General features: G+C 44.6%; 19 protein-coding genes. 6 read left to right on the top strand and 13 right to left on the bottom strand.

Annotated elements, in window-relative coordinates:
- The first annotated feature begins 72 nt into the window (after positions 1–72).
- Positions 73–351, top strand: a complete 279-nt coding sequence (locus FE810_RS12780; RefSeq protein ID WP_138320455.1) for a peptidylprolyl isomerase — start codon at positions 73–75, stop codon at positions 349–351.
- A 157-nt stretch (positions 352–508) separates the two neighbouring features.
- Here the strand turns inward: FE810_RS12780 and FE810_RS12775 are convergent, their stop codons facing one another.
- The 8 genes from FE810_RS12775 to FE810_RS12740 all read right to left on the bottom strand — a co-directional run bounded on the left by FE810_RS12775 (position 509) and on the right by FE810_RS12740 (position 8,082).
- Positions 509–760: a GlsB/YeaQ/YmgE family stress response membrane protein gene (locus FE810_RS12775; RefSeq protein ID WP_246037054.1), complete on the bottom strand. Its 252-nt coding sequence runs from the start codon at positions 758–760 to the stop codon at positions 509–511.
- 277 nt (positions 761–1,037) lie between these two features.
- Positions 1,038–1,211 carry a DUF2897 family protein gene (locus FE810_RS12770; protein ID WP_138320454.1) on the bottom strand — a complete coding sequence of 58 codons (174 nt, stop codon included), beginning with the start codon at positions 1,209–1,211 and terminating at the stop codon, positions 1,038–1,040.
- Positions 1,212–1,301: 90 nt separating this feature from the next.
- On the bottom strand, positions 1,302–2,120 hold the full coding sequence (trpA, locus tag FE810_RS12765; RefSeq protein WP_138320453.1) for a tryptophan synthase subunit alpha: 819 nt from the start codon (positions 2,118–2,120) through the stop codon (positions 1,302–1,304).
- A complete protein-coding gene (gene trpB / locus FE810_RS12760) occupies positions 2,117–3,331 on the bottom strand; it encodes a tryptophan synthase subunit beta (RefSeq protein ID WP_138320452.1) in 1,215 nt (404 codons plus the stop codon). The genes trpA and trpB overlap by 4 nt, the downstream gene beginning before the upstream one ends.
- A 38-nt stretch (positions 3,332–3,369) precedes the next feature.
- Positions 3,370–4,758: a bifunctional indole-3-glycerol-phosphate synthase TrpC/phosphoribosylanthranilate isomerase TrpF gene (gene trpCF, locus FE810_RS12755; RefSeq protein ID WP_138320451.1), complete on the bottom strand. Its 1,389-nt coding sequence runs from the start codon at positions 4,756–4,758 to the stop codon at positions 3,370–3,372.
- Entirely contained in the window at positions 4,751–5,758 is a 1,008-nt protein-coding gene (trpD, locus tag FE810_RS12750) for an anthranilate phosphoribosyltransferase (RefSeq protein WP_138320450.1), read from the bottom strand. Before trpD ends, trpCF begins: the two co-directional genes overlap by 8 nt.
- A gap of 18 nt (positions 5,759–5,776) precedes the next feature.
- Entirely contained in the window at positions 5,777–6,406 is a 630-nt protein-coding gene (locus FE810_RS12745; protein ID WP_138320449.1) for an aminodeoxychorismate/anthranilate synthase component II, read from the bottom strand.
- Positions 6,406–8,082, bottom strand: a complete 1,677-nt coding sequence (locus FE810_RS12740; RefSeq protein ID WP_138320448.1) for an anthranilate synthase component 1 — start codon at positions 8,080–8,082, stop codon at positions 6,406–6,408. Before FE810_RS12740 ends, FE810_RS12745 begins: the two co-directional genes overlap by 1 nt.
- 342 nt (positions 8,083–8,424) lie before the next feature.
- Here FE810_RS12740 and FE810_RS12735 point away from each other — a divergent pair, with 342 nt between their 5' ends.
- The 5 genes from FE810_RS12735 (at position 8,425) to rluB (ending at position 12,308) form a co-directional block, all read left to right on the top strand.
- Entirely contained in the window at positions 8,425–9,255 is an 831-nt protein-coding gene (locus FE810_RS12735; protein WP_171022361.1) for a PHP domain-containing protein, read from the top strand.
- 52 nt (positions 9,256–9,307) lie between these two features.
- Positions 9,308–9,928 (top strand): L-threonylcarbamoyladenylate synthase, encoded by a 621-nt coding sequence (locus FE810_RS12730; protein WP_138320447.1) that lies wholly within the window; start codon positions 9,308–9,310, stop codon positions 9,926–9,928.
- Positions 9,929–10,023: 95 nt separating this feature from the next.
- Positions 10,024–10,803: a segregation and condensation protein A gene (locus FE810_RS12725; protein ID WP_138320512.1), complete on the top strand. Its 780-nt coding sequence runs from the start codon at positions 10,024–10,026 to the stop codon at positions 10,801–10,803.
- 45 nt (positions 10,804–10,848) lie between these two features.
- Entirely contained in the window at positions 10,849–11,427 is a 579-nt protein-coding gene (scpB, locus tag FE810_RS12720) for an SMC-Scp complex subunit ScpB (protein ID WP_138320446.1), read from the top strand.
- Between the two features lie 26 nt (positions 11,428–11,453).
- Complete coding sequence (gene rluB / locus FE810_RS12715; RefSeq protein WP_138320445.1) at positions 11,454–12,308, top strand: 23S rRNA pseudouridine(2605) synthase RluB; 855 nt, start codon at positions 11,454–11,456, stop codon at positions 12,306–12,308.
- 46 nt (positions 12,309–12,354) lie between these two features.
- On the opposite strand, the gene FE810_RS12710 is transcribed toward rluB, so the two are convergent.
- From FE810_RS12710 to FE810_RS12690, 5 genes are all read right to left on the bottom strand, one after another.
- Positions 12,355–12,630, bottom strand: a complete 276-nt coding sequence (locus FE810_RS12710) for a hypothetical protein (RefSeq protein WP_138320444.1) — start codon at positions 12,628–12,630, stop codon at positions 12,355–12,357.
- A gap of 328 nt (positions 12,631–12,958) precedes the next feature.
- Complete coding sequence (locus FE810_RS12705) at positions 12,959–14,494, bottom strand: arylsulfatase (RefSeq protein ID WP_138320443.1); 1,536 nt, start codon at positions 14,492–14,494, stop codon at positions 12,959–12,961.
- 528 nt (positions 14,495–15,022) lie between these two features.
- Complete coding sequence (locus FE810_RS12700; protein ID WP_138320442.1) at positions 15,023–15,376, bottom strand: hypothetical protein; 354 nt, start codon at positions 15,374–15,376, stop codon at positions 15,023–15,025.
- A 96-nt stretch (positions 15,377–15,472) separates the two neighbouring features.
- Positions 15,473–15,952: a methylated-DNA--[protein]-cysteine S-methyltransferase gene (locus tag FE810_RS12695; RefSeq protein WP_138320441.1), complete on the bottom strand. Its 480-nt coding sequence runs from the start codon at positions 15,950–15,952 to the stop codon at positions 15,473–15,475.
- A 35-nt stretch (positions 15,953–15,987) separates the two neighbouring features.
- On the bottom strand, positions 15,988–17,517 hold the full coding sequence (locus tag FE810_RS12690; RefSeq protein ID WP_138320440.1) for a DNA-3-methyladenine glycosylase 2 family protein: 1,530 nt from the start codon (positions 17,515–17,517) through the stop codon (positions 15,988–15,990).
- Positions 17,518–17,615 lie beyond the last annotated feature (98 nt).

Below are 17,615 nucleotides of genomic sequence, written 5' to 3'. Positions count from 1 at the left end.
GGAGTTATTGTTAGGCAAAATCGAAATCATTGATTAGAATTGAGGTACGAAATTTGGTTGTGGAGAGTGGTAATGGCAACGGCAAGCGCCAGACACATTTTAGTGTCTGATAAATTCCTGGCAGATAAATTGAAAAAACGTCTGGAACAAGGGGAAGATTTTGGTCAGCTCGCGAAAAAATATTCTACCTGTCCATCGGGAAAGCGTGGCGGTGATTTAGGTGAATTTCGTAAAGGACAAATGGTTAAAGCGTTTGATGATGTGGTATTTAAAAAGGAAGTGTTGAAAATTCACGGCCCGGTAAAAACTCAGTTTGGGTTTCATTTAATTCAAACAATCTATCGCAATTAATGACAACGACACTAGGGTATCTCGACTTTTTTTCATGCACGTCGATTTGTCTCAAAGGCACGCCAACCAAATGCCTTGCATTGATATGACAAGGCAATCTGGCTGTCAATGTGAGTATAAAGGGTAAAAGAATTCGTGAAGGTTGAATGCTGCGGATCTAACCCTTAATTAATTTGACGATAAATAATAATATCGCCGCGCCGACAGTGGCGGTGATGATTGAACCAAGTATGCCACCAGCGGAAATTCCCAGTAATCCAAACACATATCCACCGATAACAGCGCCGATAATACCCACAATGATATTACCGATCAGGCCGAATCCACCGCCTTTCATCAGCAATCCAGCCAACCAACCTGCGACACCACCAATAATGAGAAATAGTATTAAGCTTTGTGTTTCCATCATAAACCTCTCTTTATGAAAACTGATTACCCGAACTTTTATAGCCAATTTAATGACTCAGTTTTTTGAGTCAATGAATTGGAAAGGACAGATATTGTGTTGCTTAAAGGATAGCTGAAAAATATTCAGAGCTGTGATTATTGATTATTATCAAGCCGGTTATAGGGGGGAATAGCATTTCAACAGAAAAGGTAAGGAGAGGGAGGATACGGTTACGGTGAGAACTTGTGTCGATTTACGGTATTTTAAGTGAGCAAAAACCCAGACAACGAGGCTGGGATCAATCTTCTTGTTCGGCTTGTTCTTCTTTATCTAAGGCTTTATTACGCTCGTCAATACGCTGTTTCTGTTCGTCGCTAAGATTAAATTTGCGGGCCGATTTAAATAAAAAATACACGCCGCCAACAATAAAGCCAAGTATGGCAATAATGATCAGTAGGGAGCCAATACTCATAGCTTCTCCGTAATGTTGGTTAATTGGGCGATAACCGGTCAGGAAAAAATCTGCTGTCCGGGTATCGCAATTTTTGTGAAAATCCGTCGGTTATTTTAGCGTCGCCTGTTTTAAACGTCCCACGAACTCTGCAAGTTTTGTCAGCATAATATCCGGTTGATGCAAGTTTTCTTCAATAATTTTTACCGTGGCGCTACCACTAATCGCGCCTTTTGCACCGCTAACTATCGCGTCTTTCACATGCTCCGCGGTGGAGATGCCAAACCCTAACACGGGTGCTGGCGCGCCATACTTGGCTAGCCTGTTTAATAACTGGTCAGAAGGCATGGCCACTGCAACTTCAGTACCGGTTACCCCAGCGCGGCTTAATACATAGGTATAACCTTTACTCAGCTCAGCCACTTGTTGCAAAGTCGCTTCATCGGCATTTGGTGGGGCAATAAAGATTTGCGCGATACCATGTTTTTCTGCCGTTTCGACAAAGGGTTTGCTTTCTCGAATTGGCACATCTGCAAGCAAAATTGAATCGACCCCAATTTCTGCCAGTTTTTGATAAAATGCATCTATCCCGTAAGCAAATACCAGGTTCGCATACAGTAACAACCCGATTGGTGTTTGGGGAGAATATGCGCGTACTTTCGCCAAGATTTCAAAACAAACATCGGTATCAATGTTCGCCTCTAATGCACGATTTGCCGCCATTTGAATGGTTAATCCATCAGCGCTTGGATCCGAAAATGGGATCCCAAGCTCGAGTGCATCTGCACCGGCATCAATTAATGTTTTGATGATTGAAAACGATTGTTCTGCACAGGGATCGCCAATGGTGACAAAAGGAATAAAGGCGCCTTCGTTGCGTTGCGCTAATTGTTCAAAGCACTGATTGTATCTAAACCCTGCCTGGCTCATGAATGGTTCTCCCGGTAGTTATCGCCTTGTAATATGTCATAAACATGCTGTAAATCTTTGTCGCCGCGACCGGATAGATTTACCAGAATCACGGTTTCTTCAGTGGCGCTGTCAGCAATTTTCAAAGCGTGTGCCAAGGCGTGAGAAGATTCCAGCGCCGGGATAATTCCTTCTTTTTGCGCTAATAACTGAAACGCCTCTAAGGCTTCATCATCGTTAATCGGCACATATTCAGCCCTACCTGTTTCTTTTAAAAATGCATGTTGTGGGCCGACTCCAGGGTAGTCGAGACCCGCTGAAACCGAATAGGACTCTTCGATTTGTCCAAACTTATCCTGCATAATATAGGTGTATGCGCCATGCAGCATCCCTTTACTACCTGCGACTAAAGTAGCGCCATGACTGTCGGTATCAACGCCTTTACCACCCGCTTCTACACCGACCAATTTCACCTCAGGTTCATTAATAAAATCCGTAAACATACCGATTGCATTGGATCCACCGCCAACGCAAGCGACAACGACATCGGGGAGGCGCCCTTGCTCGTCAAGCACTTGCTGTTTTGCCTCAATACCGATCATTTTTTGAAATTCACGCACTATGGTCGGAAACGGGTGAGGACCCGCCGCAGTGCCGAGTAAATAATGGGCGTTATCGTAATTTGCTGACCAGTCACGCAAGGCTTCGTTTACCGCATCTTTTAAAGTGCCACTGCCGGCCGTCACCGGGATCACTTCAGCGCCCATTAGCTTCATTCGAAACACATTCGGCTGCTGACGTTCACAATCCACTTTCCCCATATAAACCCGACATTTTAACCCAAGCAATGCACAGGCTAGGGCAGTGGCAACACCATGTTGACCCGCTCCTGTTTCGGCGATGATCTCGGTCTTTCCCATCCGCTTTGCTAGCAGCGCTTGTCCTAAAACCTGATTGGTTTTATGGGCGCCTCCGTGAAGCAAATCTTCACGTTTTAAATACACTTTTGCCAGAGGGTTCGAGACCAGGTTTCGACATAATGTCAAAGGAGTGGGACGACCTGCATAGCTCGTCAGTAACTTTTCAAACTCTTGTTGAAATTCAGTATCTTGTTGGGAATTTTTAAATGCCTGATCCAGCTGTTCGAGTGCCGGTACCAGTAATTCACTGACGTACATGCCACCAAACTGGCCAAAATATGCGTCATTGTATTGTGTCTCTGTCTTATTCATGACTCGCCTTTAATGCCTTATGTTATTCGATTTTAAACTCAATAGGTTCGAATTTTAGAAAATGCCTGTGCAATCTTTTGCGCAGATTTAATTCCTGGAGCCTGCTCGAGTCCGGAATTCATATCCAGACCATAAAATTCCTGGCTATCGACTAATGCCAGAGCCTGGTCAATATTATCAGGCGCTAAACCACCTGCGAGAAAGCAGTTTTGAAACAACACATCGCTTTGCTCGATGAGTTGCCAATCAAATGTTTCACCACTACCACCTTGCGCATTATCGAGCAGAAAAAAATCACTTGGTTCGGTTAACTCAGGCACACAATCAATCACTTTTTTCGCCTGGATCACCAGACAGCTTGATGGCAATTGCTGTTTTAACTGTTTAATAAATTGCGCATCCTCATTACCATGTAGCTGAACCGCACTAAGTCCTAAATCTTCCGCGATTGCAATGACGTCGGCAATATTATGATCGGCAAATACTCCGACAAACTGCAAAGAGACATTACTTCTGGCAACATAATCGACAATGGTTTTGGCTGTGTCTTTAGTGACGCAACGAGGAGATTTTTCAACAAATATGAGTCCCCCATAAATGCCGCCAGCTTTGGCAACGTTTATCGCATCTTCACTTCGGGTTAATCCGCAGACTTTATGATGACCAAAAATTAACGTACGACAGGCCAGATCAATATCGACTTGTGCCATGATGGAGCTGCCCACTAAAAAACCATGTACCGCGGGGGCAATTTCCCGAACTTGGTGGTTATGATAAATCCCTGACTCGCTAATAATCAGGCGATCTTTTGGGATCATCGGCGCTAATTCTAAGGTACGGTTAATATCAGTACTGAGATCTCTTAAATTACGATTATTAATACCGATAAGGCGAGCGTTTAAACGTATGGCGCGCTCAGTCTCTACAACATTAGAGACTTCCGTTAGAACCCCGAGATTCAAAGAGTGAGCAAGCTCGCTCAAGGTAATATATTCCTCGTCATTAAGCACACTCAGCATTAATAGCACGCCATCCGCACCGTAGTATCTAGCAAGGTATATTTGATATTCATCGATGAAAAAGTCTTTGTTTAACACCGGACAGGTCACTCGGCTGGTAACCTCTTGTAAGTATTCAAATGTTCCCTGAAAGTACTTTTTATCGGTTAGCACGGAAATAACTGCCGCGTAATTTTGGTAGATATCGGCAATTTCGGCGACATTAAAATCGTCCCGTATCAATCCCTTTGAAGGGGACGCTTTCTTACATTCGAGAATAAATCCCGCGTTGTCTTGGTTCAGCGCCCCATAAAAATCTTTTGTGCTCGGGGTTAACTCATCGATAAAAAGCGATAGGGGAAACTCCTGTTTGCGAGTTTCTATTTCAATGCGTTTATCTTCAACAATGGTTTGTAAAATATTAGCCACGACTGATCTCCACTATCGCGTTTAAGGTGTTAACTGCCGCACCGGAATCCAGTACCGATAAAACCTGTTGTGCCGCATCCTTTAAATTATTGGCCTTACCGGCGAGATAAAGTAGGGCGGCGGTATTGATCACGACCGCGTCACGGTGCGCATCTTTGCCTGTGCCCGCTAAAATCGCTTGCGTAAATTTGGCATTTTCTTGAGGCTCACCGCCGGTGATGTCACTTAGCGCATATTGGTTTAAGCCAAAAGAAGAGGGAGAAACCACTTTCTCGGTCAAACGATCACCATCGATTTCAATAACTTGTGTTTCACCATGGATGGCCACTTCATCAAGGCCACTACCATGCACAACCCAGGCGCGTTTCACGCCCGTTTTTTGTAGCGCGCTTGCCATCGGTTTTAATAAATCCGGACTATACACACCCAGCAACATAATGCTTGGGCTGGCAGGATTGACTAATGGACCAAGAATATTAAATAAGGTTCTGACGCCCATGGCCTTTCGGACTGGGACGGCGTGGCGAAAACCACTGTGATATTGCGGCGCAAACAAAAAGCACAAGTTCGATTGCTCAATGCATTTTGCCGCCGTTTCAGGGGACATATGCAGATTCACACCAAAGGCTTCGAGCAAGTCCGCCGAGCCAGATTTACTGGAGACACTGCGGTTACCATGTTTGGCGACTTTTAAGCCACAGGCTGCAGCAACTATGGCTGATGTGGTGGAAATATTGATGGTATGCGCACCATCACCGCCGGTTCCGACGCAATCGACCAAATCCGCTTGTTTTAATGGGAATGGCATTGCAGCATCACGTATTGCAATAGCGGCTCCGGCAATTTCATCGGCACTTTCGTGTTTCATTTTTAAGGCGGTTAATACACTGGCGAGAAGTTCACCGGGCACATCACCGTTCACAACTTGGCTAAAAAACTGTTCAGATTGAGCGATGCTAAGATCATCACCGGCGATTAATTGTTCGAGTATCTGAGACATGGTACGTATCCTTGTTCCTTAATCATGCATTGGATTGCTGGGTAAATTTGGAAAGTGTGCGTCAGCAAGTAAATATTGAAAGCTTTGTTCAAGTAACTGACTGCCCTTGGATGTTAATAGCGATTCTGGGTGAAATTGAAAACCAATGACTCTATCCTGGTGTTGCTCTATTGCCATCGCCATACCCTGATAGTCGGCGATAACCTGCAAAGTTTGCGGCATTTTTGTTGCAATCAGGGAATGGTAACGAGCCACAGGTAATGGATTGGGTAAATTGACAAATGGTCCTTGCTGTTGATGGCTGATAAGCGATGCCTTGCCGTGAACAATTTCTCCGGCACGGTCGACTTTACCACCATAATGCTCAACTAAGGCTTGATGCCCTAAGCAGATACCAAGGATCGGAAATTTACCGCAGCACAAATTCAGTAAGTCCATCAAACAACCGGCTTGGGACGGAGAGCCGGGACCTGGTGAAACCACCAGGATCACCGGATCCGTTTCTGCGAGCATTGTTTGGTATATATAATCGGCGCTAACCGTATTGCGATAAATTACCGGTGCAAAGCCAAGGGTTTTAAATTCATCGACCAGGTTATAGGTAAATGAATCGAGATTATCTAACATATATAATTTTACCGATTGCATTACACCGCCTCCTTGGCATTTGTGCTTGTTTGGCGATACGCAAGTTGAATGGCTTTGATCACCGCTTGTGCTTTTTGTCTGGTCTCATCGGCTTCTGCCTGTGGATCGGAATCGTAAACGACCCCAGCACCGGCTTGAATATATGCCGTATTATCTTGCACAAATGCCGAGCGAATGACGATACATGTATCCATATCACCATCAGCATTGAGATAGCCAACGGCGCCACCATAACTGCCCCGTCGTTGCCCTTCAAATTGACGAATAAGCTCCGTCGCCCGAACTTTTGGTGCTCCGGATAACGTGCCCATATTCATACACGCCTGATAGGCATGTAGGGCATCTAATTCATTTTGTAATGTTCCCACCACCCGAGATACGAGGTGCATGACATGAGAATAGCGATCCACCTTTAATAATTCGGCCACATGTCGGGTGCCTCCGACGCTCACCCGAGCAATATCATTGCGAGCCAGATCGACGAGCATTAAGTGCTCAGCTTTTTCCTTGATATCATTTCGTAGCTCTAACTCAATGCGACCATCGAGGTCAGTACTATAGCTGCCATCATTCTTAAATCCCCGACCACGAGTACCGGCAATTGGATAAAGTTCAACCTGGCGATTGGCGGCGGTAAATTTCAATGCCGATTCCGGTGATGCACCAAATAACTCGAAGCACTCGTCTTTGAGGTAAAACATATAAGGGCTAGGGTTGGTTTTCTTCAGCTGTCGATATGCCTGAACCGTATCCGGGCAATGAATCGAAAACGTTCGCGACGGTACCACCTGAAATATGTCGCCGGCACGAATATGCTCTTTTAAGGTATCGACTTGCTGGCAAAACTCATTGTCACTGACATTTACATCAACCGGCAAGTTTGCAGGTGTGGATTGGTCAAAGTCCATGTTGTTACTTTTGCCATCATGTATGCCTGTATTTTTATTGGCATTATCAGCTAATAGCTGGCATTGCTTGTGTAGGTCGATTAACCCTTGTTTCACCTGACTATCTTGTTCGGCACTAAAACTATTACTGATAAACTCTGTGGTTTGCTGCTGATGATCGATCAGCACTAAAGACTGGGCCAGATAAAATACGTAATCAGGACATTGATTGGCACTGTCTTGTACCTCAGGTAACTGCTCACTGACACCGATAAGGTCAAACGCAAATGCTCCCCCTAAAAATGTCGCATAAGGACTGACGCTGTTTGGGGCCATATTTTGTAACGTTCGTAGCACTTCAAACGGATTTAAGGCCAGTAAGCGCGATGCCTCATCCAATTGGCTATCAGGTTGTGCAAAAAATAAATGGCATTGACTGACAGTTCGTTCTGGCACTTTGGCACTGTCGTGCGAATCTGTCACCTGGATTTGTTGGTGAAATTGCGGTGTGACAAAGTATGTTTTTAACTTTTTCAGCAATGCATCACCATCATTATTTAGCGCATACAAGTCAACGCGATGGCCGTGGCATTCAATTTTGATGCTGGAATCGACTAACAAAATACTTTTGAGTTGGCGTTTGTCGGATATTTCCGCTGATTCCAATAATAAACAATGCTGTTTATCGGTGGTCAGGTGAGCAAACAGCGACAAAGGATCCTGTTGATAGGCGCCCGTCAGTATTTCAGTCTGTACTTGGGTGGTAAATGTGTATTGATGATAATTCATTATTATTTATAACTAATTGTTTTATATGCTTAAAAACGAAAAAACCCGCCAGTTAAGCGGGTTTCAAGTAATTTTTCGCGAATGCGCAAAGCCTCATAACCCACTATGTTGAGTCATGCCACCACCAAATAATCATAGTAATTGCTTGCTTTGCCTGTACCATTACAGATTGTTTCCACGTAAAATGTTAAATTCTTTGTATAGAAAACAGCAAAATACGCCTCAAGTCAACCTCTGGAGTAAAAACTCGTGAAAAAAAGTGCTGAAGGCCATTCGATTTCGGAGAATCCGCGTTTGCAGAAAAGCGATTCCCCGGCACAATCCGAGCACTCACGTAAACCCCTGAGAGTGGACTTGCACTCCCATACTCAATGCTCCGACGGTCACTTAACGGTTCACGAATTAATCGAGCGGGCCAGCACCTATCAAATCGATCAGCTTGCCATTACCGATCATGACACGGTCGCCGCGGTACCGATTGCCAAAGCTTACATTGCCGAGCAATCTTTACCGATACGCCTGATTAGCGGCATTGAAATTTCCACAAGCTGGGAAGGGTTCGAAATCCATATCGTTGGTTTAAATTTTGATGAAAATCATCCGGCGATTGTTGATTTGGTGCAACAGCAACAAAATACTCGGGAACACAGGGCAAGCCAAATCGGTGAAAGATTGGCAAAAGCCGGTTTTATTGATGTCTATGATGAGGCAAAAAAACTTGCCGGTGATGGCAGTATTACTCGTGCGCATTTTGCAAAAGTTATGTTAAATCAAGGGCATGTTAGTGCCATGCAAAAGGCCTTTGACAAATATTTAGGCAAAGGCAAACGTGCTTATGTAAAACCGGGTTGGGTCGATATAGAACAAGCGGTCGCGGCCATTCGAAATGCTGACGGTATCTCGGTTATCGCCCATCCCATGAAATATGGTTTATCGACCAAATGGCTGCGCCGTTTGATCCTCGATTTTAAAGCGGTAAATGGTCAGGCAATCGAAGTGGCATCACCACAAATGAACCCGCAGCAGCAACAAATGCTGTTCGCATTTTGTAAAGACTATGAATTACTTGCCTCGGTAGGGTCGGATTTTCATTACCCTAACCGTTGGAGTGACTTAGGACGCAATTTAACCGTCCCTGAAGATACCTCGGTTGTTTGGCAACAATGGACGTAATGACAGCCAGACTATGTTGTAGCCGCTTAGTGAAAAGTAGAAGGAATTCCGTATGAGCCAGTTTTTTTATATGCACCCCGACAACCCACAGCCCCGTTTAATCAAGCAGGCTTGTGAAATGATCCATCAAGGCGCTGTGATCGTGTATCCCACCGACTCGGGATATGCCTTAGGCTGTCATATTGGCGATAAGCCTGCATTGGATCGAATTTGCCGAATTCGCGATATTGATAAACAACATAATTTTACCTTGTTGTGTCGAGATTTATCGGAGCTGGCCACGTATGCCCGAGTCGATAACGCCTATTTTCGGTTGTTAAAAAATAATACCCCAGGCAAATACACGTTTATTTTCAAAGGCACGAAAGACGTGCCGCGACGATTATTAAACGACAAAAAGAAAACCATCGGCATCCGCATTCCTGAAAACCAAATTGCCATGGCGCTGCTTGAAGAACTCGGTGAGCCATTGATGTCGACCAGTTTGATTTTACCGGGAAATGACAGTACCGAATTTGATCCGGAACTGATCCGTGATAACTTAGAGAAACACGTAGATTTAATCTTAAACGGTGGATATCTCGGGGAAAAACCGACAACAGTGGTGGATTTAACCGACGATTACCCGAAAATTCTTCGCCACGGCGAAGGTGACCCTTTGCCGTTTGAGTAATAGGATTGAATTTGACAACAACAGCAATAGACAGCGCGTCTCAAAACGACAAGAATTCGGTCCTTGATTCCGGTCGTAATTCTGAGCTCGGGGAAATGCAGCAACAGGTGTTACCCCTGGCGCTCGTACATGGCGAAGCTATGGTCGAAAAACCACTGGACTTATTCATTCCCCCTGATGCCCTGGAAGTCATCCTGGAAGCCTTTGAAGGGCCTCTGGATCTATTGTTGTACCTTATCCGCAAACAAAAATTTGATATTGTTGATTTACCCGTTGCCGAAATCACGCATCAGTATATGGAATATGTTGATGTGATGAAGTCTTTGAAACTTGAATTGGCCGCAGAGTACCTGGTGATGGCGGCGATACTCGCGGAAATTAAGTCCCGATTATTGTTGCCTAAAACGACGGTTGACGATGAAGAAGATGATCCTCGAGCTGAGTTAATACGTCGCTTGCAGGAATACGAAATCATCAAGCGGGCGGCTGAAGATATCGATGAATTGCCACGTCTGGAGCGAGATGTACATCTTCCCAATGTTGACTTGCCGGAAAGCTACAAGCCGCGAGTGGTCGAAGCCCAAGTGGATTTACAGGATCTGGTCCTGGCCATGCAAGGGGTATTGAAACGGGTAGAAGCATTTCAGCATCATCACATTCAACGGGAAAACCTATCGACCCGTGAGCGCATGAGTCAAATATTGGCGAAATTAAAACCGGGACAATTTGTCGAGTTCAGTGATTTGTTTCTCTTAGAAGAAGGTAGAGCTGGCGTTGTTGTTACTTTTCTGGCAATTCTGGAGTTAATTAAGGAATCTCTGGTAGAATGTGTGCAATCACAGGTATTTGGCCATATTCAGGTGAAATCTGTTTAGTGCTTTCAATCAATAAAGTCGATTCAACATCAGGGACGGCGAATTATGAATCATAACCAGCAACTGAAAAACCTAATTGAATCCATGTTATTTGTGGCAGATGGTCCATTGTCAATTAAAGCGATTCAAACCACGCTGGAAGACGACACCGCCTTAACCCGAAAACAATTGCAAGCCATTATCAGCGAACTGCAACTCGATTATGCCGAACGCGGCGTGAATTTAATTGAGGTCGCCAGTGGTTTTCGTTTTCAGGCGGCGAATGAACATGCCGACCAAATCGCGTTATTGTGGAAAGAAAAAGCACCTCGATATACCCGGGCTATGTTGGAAACATTATCGCTTATTGCCTATCGTCAACCCATCACCCGAGGCGAAATTGAAGATATTCGTGGCGTTTCTGTGTCTAGTTATATAATTAAGACATTGCAAGAACGCAACTGGGTAAAAGTGGTGGGCCATAAAGAAGTTCCTGGACGACCGGCATTGCTGGCGACAACCGAGGAATTTCTTGACTACTTTTCATTAAAATCACTGGCAGAATTACCAGAATTAATGCCAGTCTCTGAAATTAACCTGGATACTGAACAGGTTGATGAACAGTTAGAAACCGCAGAAGCTTAATCTGGCTTTTGCCTTAGAGAACATACATGTCTGAAAAATTGCAAAAAGTGCTGGCCCGTGCCGGCAAGGGCTCCCGTCGTGAGATGGAGGCCATGATCAGCGCCGGTCGTGTTAGCGTTGATGGTAAAGTTGCGTATCTTGGCGATCGCGTTGAAGGTACAGAGCAGATCCGCTTAGATGGCCATGCGGTAAAAATCTTAGATGCCACTGAGGATGTTTGTCGGGTATTGGTATACAACAAACCGGAAGGTGAAATGTGTACCCGCAAAGATCCTGAAGGTCGACCAACGGTGTTTGACCGTTTACCGAAAATCATCGGTAGTCGCTGGATTGCGGTGGGACGCTTAGATATCAATACCTCAGGGATGCTAATTTTCACCAATGACGGTGAACTTGCAAATCGTTTAATGCACCCATCCCATGAAGTGGAACGCGAGTATGCCGTGCGCGTATTCGGAGAAATTGATGAAGCCATGTTACAGCGTTTACGCCATGGTGTTCAGCTTGAAGATGGCTTGGCCAAGTTCAAGAAAATCACTTACAAAGGTGGAGAAGGTCGCAACCATTGGTTCCATGTGGTGTTGACCGAAGGACGTAATCGTGAAGTCCGTCGTTTGTGGGAAAGTCAGGATGTGCAGGTCTCACGCCTGATCCGGGTGCGATATGGCGATTTAGCGATGGAGCGTCGATTGCCTTTAGGTGGCTGGCTGGAGCTGGGGTTAAAGGACGTTAACTATTATCGCAAACTGGTGCAGTTGCCGGTGGAAACCCAGTCAAAAGTGAAGGTAGATGAAAAGCGTATTGATAATACCAAGAGTCGTAAAATTCGCCGCAATGTGAAGAAACATCAACAACGTCGTCAGGGACCTAAAAAACGCTAGTCAAGGCAATGGGCTCAGAGCTTTTCAAGCTCTGAGCCCATCGCTGCTACTTTCTGCTGTTTTCCTGGGATTTAGTCATGATCTCTTCGTATATTAAAATGACACCTTTGGCCAATGCATCATATTCCGGATGACGTTTTAACACGGACAGAACCTGATGTCCGTCTTTAAAGGTTTTATCTAAAAAAGCGATTTCTCTGTCATCAAGTACACCGCCGCCATTTACCTTTTCGCGCATCTGTTCAATTTTTGGGTAGGTTATATCTTCAAAGCGCTTAAATAAAACGGCAATAACGCCTTCATCTCTTTCTTCTAAATCCATAACAGCTCCGGAAAATTGAACTTATACCAATCACATTAAATTCGCACTAAGTGAGCAATAATTTAATGTGATTGGAATTACTTAAAAGTATGAGCCGTTTGTATTGGAATTCAAATTTTGCTTAAAGAAACTGACTGGAGCTTGTTGCATTATTCTGATCCAGATTGGGATGACTATAGTGAGCTGTTAGGCGTTCAAGGATATACGCACCTGCGTCATTGGGTCGATTACCTAAATCGACCTAATGCAATATTACCCAGTCATAGAAAAAGTTAATGAATGCAGGCAACTCGGTGAGAGCTACCTGCACTTGAGCGGAAACCAGAAGCTATTGCTTCGCTTTATTGATAAATTCTTCGACTACGTTTGACATATCAAACGACTTACCACCTTGTACTGGCGGGTACTCCGCGAGTGATTGCAAATGTGCCCCCATCAATACACCCATAGGCTGAATAAGCCAGGAAACCTTCTGCATCAAGTGTCCATAGGAGTCACTGTTATCGTAAGATTCAAACGGGTCCATACGAATATTAAATACCAATGGAACCGTTCTTGGGATCACGTTGGCGTAATAGTCTTCTTTGGTGGAAAAATGGAATTTCCATGGACCTATTCGAACCGCAGTAAGTTTTGACTCATAGTAGTGGAATATGTGATTACGGGCTGATTTATCGGATTTCCCCATCCAATAAGGTAGATTGTTTATCCCGTCGATGTACTGTTTCTTTTCGTCCATCATGTCTTTGGCGACGTCTGTAACTCCAGCAGCGGCGGCCAAACTGGTAAACATATCCTGATGCCCCTGAATGCCATTTAAGACAGCTCCTGCTTTAAACTTACCAGGCCAGCGGATCATTGAGGGTACTCTAACGCCACCTTCATAAGTCGTCATTTTTTCGCCCCTGAATGGTGTGGTGGCACCATGCGGCCACGAAGCGTGCTCTGGACCATTGTCGGTGGAATACCAGACGATCGTATTGTCATCGAGTTCGTTGTCTTCGAGAAAATCTAGCACAAGACCGATGTCATGATCGTGTTGCAACATACCAGAACCGTGATAATCCGCCTCTGATGTGTATTGTTCCGCAGCATAACGCCATTTGTCATTCAGGCGGGTGTATAAGTGCATGCGACTGGTGTTAAGCCAGACAAAGAAGGGTTTGCCATCTTTTTTGGCATTCTTCATAAAATCAAACGCTTTGGGAATAACTTCGCCTTCGTCAAAGTTTTTCATGCGCTCCTGCGTTAGTGGTCCGGTATCCTTAATCGTTTGCATGCCAACCATTCCGAATCTTGGATCTTCGGTTTTATCATTCTTATCTGTCGCAAAAGAATGAATGACACCACGAGTACCGAATTTATTTTCATAGGACTCTATGTCACCGGAAAACTGCTTACCAAAGTTTTGATAATCGCGTTGTTCTGATTCTTCCTGAGTATTTAAGTGATATAGATTACCAAAAAACTCGTCGAAACCATGTACCGTTGGTAGGTGCTCATTGCGGTCACCAAGATGGTTTTTACCAAAGTGGCCCGTTGCATAGCCTTCATCTTTCAATACCTCGGCCAGGCTCGGTGATTCTTTTTTCAAGCCTAGCGAATCGCCGGGCTGTCCAACGGTGGTCATCCCTGAGCGAATTGGATACTGACCAGTAATAAAGGCTGCTCGTCCTGCAGTGCAAGAGGGTTGAGCATAATGGTCGGTAAATCGAAGTCCCTCATTGGCGATACGGTCGATATTTGGGGTCGAGTACCCCATAACTCCGAGGCCATAGGAAGTTAAATTCTGCCAGCCAATATCATCGCCCCAAATTACCAGAATATTTGGCTTGTCTGCCGCGAAGAGTGGATTTGACAGCATTATAAATGTAAGTATTAGGCAACTTACAAAGCGTTTTATCTTGAACATCATTGTCTCCTGAATGGATTTGAAGCACCGAACTACCAACGTCGTTTGTTGAATCCATTCAAAAGGTTTCCCAATTAGTTTCTAATCATAGTACAGCCGACTCTAAACAATAGAGTAGAAGCTAAATATTGCTTAATTTTCAGTATAAAGGAGATTTTTTATTTGTCGTGTTGGGGAAATCAAATTTTGTACATGAGAAGTTGCTAACAGGCCGTTAATGACTGTGAGATCAACCTATGGGTATGACCCAAGGTTTTTGCTTTTGCTATGAACCGCGTGTACTCGGAGCTGATGACATCAGCGAGCTGGGAGCGACGAATTATGTCGCGGTTACATATTTTCAGTTCCTGAGAAATTCTGCATGTCAACGTCCATGTCGGCAACCCGGAACAATCTTTGATTGTGTACCCGAAGTGACGTTTTCTGTCACGTGCTTGGAGTATTGGCTGCGATACTTGCTCAGGGAGTCTCTGCTCCCGTTTAGTTCGCTTTGACCCGATATTGGCCTTGTGCTGCCATCATGTGTGAAGCAAAACGTTTATGTTTGCGAGCGTTGAGCCATTCTACCGGGATAATTTCACGGGCTAGTGCTGCTTCTAAAATACGAATGGGATAAGCACTATAAAAGGCTTTGGTGGCTTGAATATGGGATTCATTATTTGGCGTTAAATCGCAGCGAGATTCGACCAGTTCATTTTCAATCATACTCAGTAATTGAGGCTTAATATCCTGATTCAGCCAATCGATAAAACGATTGTACTGTCGAGCTTGGATAAGCTTCCAAACCATAAAACCGATCAGGATCACCGCGAGGCTTACAAGTACTACTTCCATTTTATTTGTTCTAACTGTCTGAGACTTTGAGAATGCACGGATAGTACCACAGCGGTGGGGATTTTATTAAGGTTTACGTTTTCCATCGAAAGCGCGTTAGGCCAAATAATCGGCGCCTTCCAAAAATAGCAATTTTGCTTTTAACTCCAATCCCCCAGCATAACCGGTTAAGGTTTTATTGGCGCCAATGACGCGGTGACAAGGAATGATGATGGCAATTTTATTCGCGCCATTTGCAGTGCCTACGGCACGAACGGCTTTGGGATTACCAATGCTGTTTGCCAGCTCACCATAACTGCTGGTGTTGCCAAATGGAATTTTCTGCAGAGCTTGCCAAACTTGCTTTTGAAACTGGGTGCCAACGGGCGCCAGTTTGACACTAAATTCCGTGCGCTTACCGTCAAAGTACTCGGTTAACTGCTGACAAACCTGAGTAAATTTTTCCGGTGCGTGTTGATACTCGGCTTTGATGTCGATAGGTACATTACCTTGTTGAAAGCTTAGCCCAGTAAGACCCTGCTCATTGGCCAGCAACGCAATATCGCCAAATCTACTTGTAACAACATGATAATACATAGTTTCTGCTCTTTTAATTGTCTATTGTACCTATATTAATTACTAAGTGAGTGCCACAAATAAATGGCCGCATAGGCTCGCCATGGACGCCATTTTTCAGCGCTTTGTAGTATCTCTTTTTTCTTCGGTCTTACCCCATCAACAGCCAGCGCCTTAATAATTCCTAAGTCTTCGGCAGGGAACGCATCGACAACGCCAACACCGCGCATCGCAATATAATGTGCGGTCCATGGGCCAATGCCTTTTTGCAAGCACAATAAATCGACGAACTTTTCAAAATCTACCTGTGGATTAAACCAATGCTGGTGTTGGTGGTAAAAGCTCAGCCAGTCCATCAAGGTGGTTTGGCGTGTGGTGGTAATGCCAAGGTCTTGAAAATCCTTTAGCTCACCAGAATTATCAAAACACTGAGTCATCATGGAATCAATCGTTGGAAACAGGTTATCGACCTTAGCGTTTAAACTGTTGGGAAACGTCACCGGTGTACCAAAACGATTGGCAATCCTGCCAGCAAGGGTTGTCGCCGCTTTTACGGTGATCTGCTGACCAAGGATGGCACGAATGGTAAATTCAAAAATGTCCCAACAACCGGGAAGGCGAAGCCCGGGGTTGCCTGCCAGAATCTTTGCAAGCTGTTTGTCACGGCTTAACGTTTTGCGAATTTGCTCAATATCACAGTCTAAATCGAACATTTGCCTTACCCGGCGCACGACATTATCCAATACCGAATAATCAGTGAGATAAATTTCCAAATTCAGAGCATTGATATTGAGTTTCTTATCACTGGCATTGGTAACCTTAAACCAGCCAGTAATACCGTCAATTTCTATACTGCGTTGATAACTATTTTCGTCAACGCACTCAACCCCAGGAATTTGTCTTCCCCTTAAAAATGACAGCATCAAAGGCCAGTTCAAATCGCCTTGATAATTGAGCCGATAGTCAAAGCTCTGGGTGTTATCTACCGGTCGATTTTGTTGTTCTCGAAGTTCTTTAGGGCTGCAACCATATTGGCTTTTTATGTGTTTATTGAAGCTACGGAGATTATTAAACCCGCTTAAATAAGCGACGTCAGTAATCGATAAGTCAGAACCAATCAGATATTGACGAGCAAAAATCCCACGCTGTTGGTTGATAAAAGCTTTAGGTGTCATCCCGAGGGCGTCCTGACATTGACGTTGTAATTGCCGTTCGCTGATTTGCAGTGATGCGGCAAGGTCTTTTACCTTGATCCCGGGATCTCCTTTAACCTGCTCCAGCATGGATGATAATGTCGAGTGATGAGATTGCGGTGCAAGTTCGGGGCGACAACGTTTACAAGGGCGATAACCTTGATATTCGGCTTCGGCTGCACTCAGGTAATAGCGTACATTTTCTTCTTTGGGTGAGCGGGCAGGGCAGATGGGTCGACAATAGATGCCAGTGCTTAGTACCGCAGTATAAAATTGACCGTCAAATCGTGCATCGCGACTCATTCTCGCACGATGGCACACCTGGGCGTCGATTTGAGTGAAATCAGTTACCTCAGGTGTTTGTAAGTCAGAGTTTGCCATGTGCTTTTTCATTCGGGCTCATAAGTGATTCATAAACGATTCTATGCTGACAACAAGGCAGATGAATTCATTGTGAAAGTCTTATTGTATGGCATTGGCATTTACAATAC

The sequence above is a fragment of the Thalassotalea litorea genome, assembly GCF_005843925.1.
GTDB classification, from domain to species: Bacteria; Pseudomonadota; Gammaproteobacteria; order Enterobacterales; family Alteromonadaceae; genus Thalassotalea_A; species Thalassotalea_A litorea_A.
The sequence above is the reverse complement of the archived record's forward strand: the minus strand, read 5'-3'. Positions and strand labels throughout refer to the sequence as shown.

What these genes read in the sequence shown, in the direction of transcription:
- trpB (WP_138320452.1), bottom strand. Translation starts at nt 3,331, where the DNA reads ATGAATAAGACAGAGACACAATACAATGACGCATATTTTGGCCAGTTT.
- FE810_RS12705 (WP_138320443.1), bottom strand. Translation starts at nt 14,494, where the DNA reads ATGCTGTCAAATCCACTCTTCGCGGCAGACAAGCCAAATATTCTGGTA.
- FE810_RS12740 (WP_138320448.1), bottom strand. Translation starts at nt 8,082, where the DNA reads ATGAATTATCATCAATACACATTTACCACCCAAGTACAGACTGAAATA.
- FE810_RS12690 (WP_138320440.1), bottom strand. Translation starts at nt 17,517, where the DNA reads ATGAAAAAGCACATGGCAAACTCTGACTTACAAACACCTGAGGTAACT.
- FE810_RS12700 (WP_138320442.1), bottom strand. Translation starts at nt 15,376, where the DNA reads ATGGAAGTAGTACTTGTAAGCCTCGCGGTGATCCTGATCGGTTTTATG.
- FE810_RS12745 (WP_138320449.1), bottom strand. Translation starts at nt 6,406, where the DNA reads ATGCAATCGGTAAAATTATATATGTTAGATAATCTCGATTCATTTACC.
- FE810_RS12710 (WP_138320444.1), bottom strand. Translation starts at nt 12,630, where the DNA reads ATGGATTTAGAAGAAAGAGATGAAGGCGTTATTGCCGTTTTATTTAAG.
- scpB (WP_138320446.1), top strand. Translation starts at nt 10,849, where the DNA reads ATGAATCATAACCAGCAACTGAAAAACCTAATTGAATCCATGTTATTT.
- rluB (WP_138320445.1), top strand. Translation starts at nt 11,454, where the DNA reads ATGTCTGAAAAATTGCAAAAAGTGCTGGCCCGTGCCGGCAAGGGCTCC.
- FE810_RS12780 (WP_138320455.1), top strand. Translation starts at nt 73, where the DNA reads ATGGCAACGGCAAGCGCCAGACACATTTTAGTGTCTGATAAATTCCTG.
- FE810_RS12775 (WP_246037054.1), bottom strand. Translation starts at nt 760, where the DNA reads ATGATGGAAACACAAAGCTTAATACTATTTCTCATTATTGGTGGTGTC.
- FE810_RS12725 (WP_138320512.1), top strand. Translation starts at nt 10,024, where the DNA reads ATGCAGCAACAGGTGTTACCCCTGGCGCTCGTACATGGCGAAGCTATG.
- trpA (WP_138320453.1), bottom strand. Translation starts at nt 2,120, where the DNA reads ATGAGCCAGGCAGGGTTTAGATACAATCAGTGCTTTGAACAATTAGCG.
- FE810_RS12770 (WP_138320454.1), bottom strand. Translation starts at nt 1,211, where the DNA reads ATGAGTATTGGCTCCCTACTGATCATTATTGCCATACTTGGCTTTATT.
- FE810_RS12730 (WP_138320447.1), top strand. Translation starts at nt 9,308, where the DNA reads ATGAGCCAGTTTTTTTATATGCACCCCGACAACCCACAGCCCCGTTTA.
- trpD (WP_138320450.1), bottom strand. Translation starts at nt 5,758, where the DNA reads ATGTCTCAGATACTCGAACAATTAATCGCCGGTGATGATCTTAGCATC.
- FE810_RS12695 (WP_138320441.1), bottom strand. Translation starts at nt 15,952, where the DNA reads ATGTATTATCATGTTGTTACAAGTAGATTTGGCGATATTGCGTTGCTG.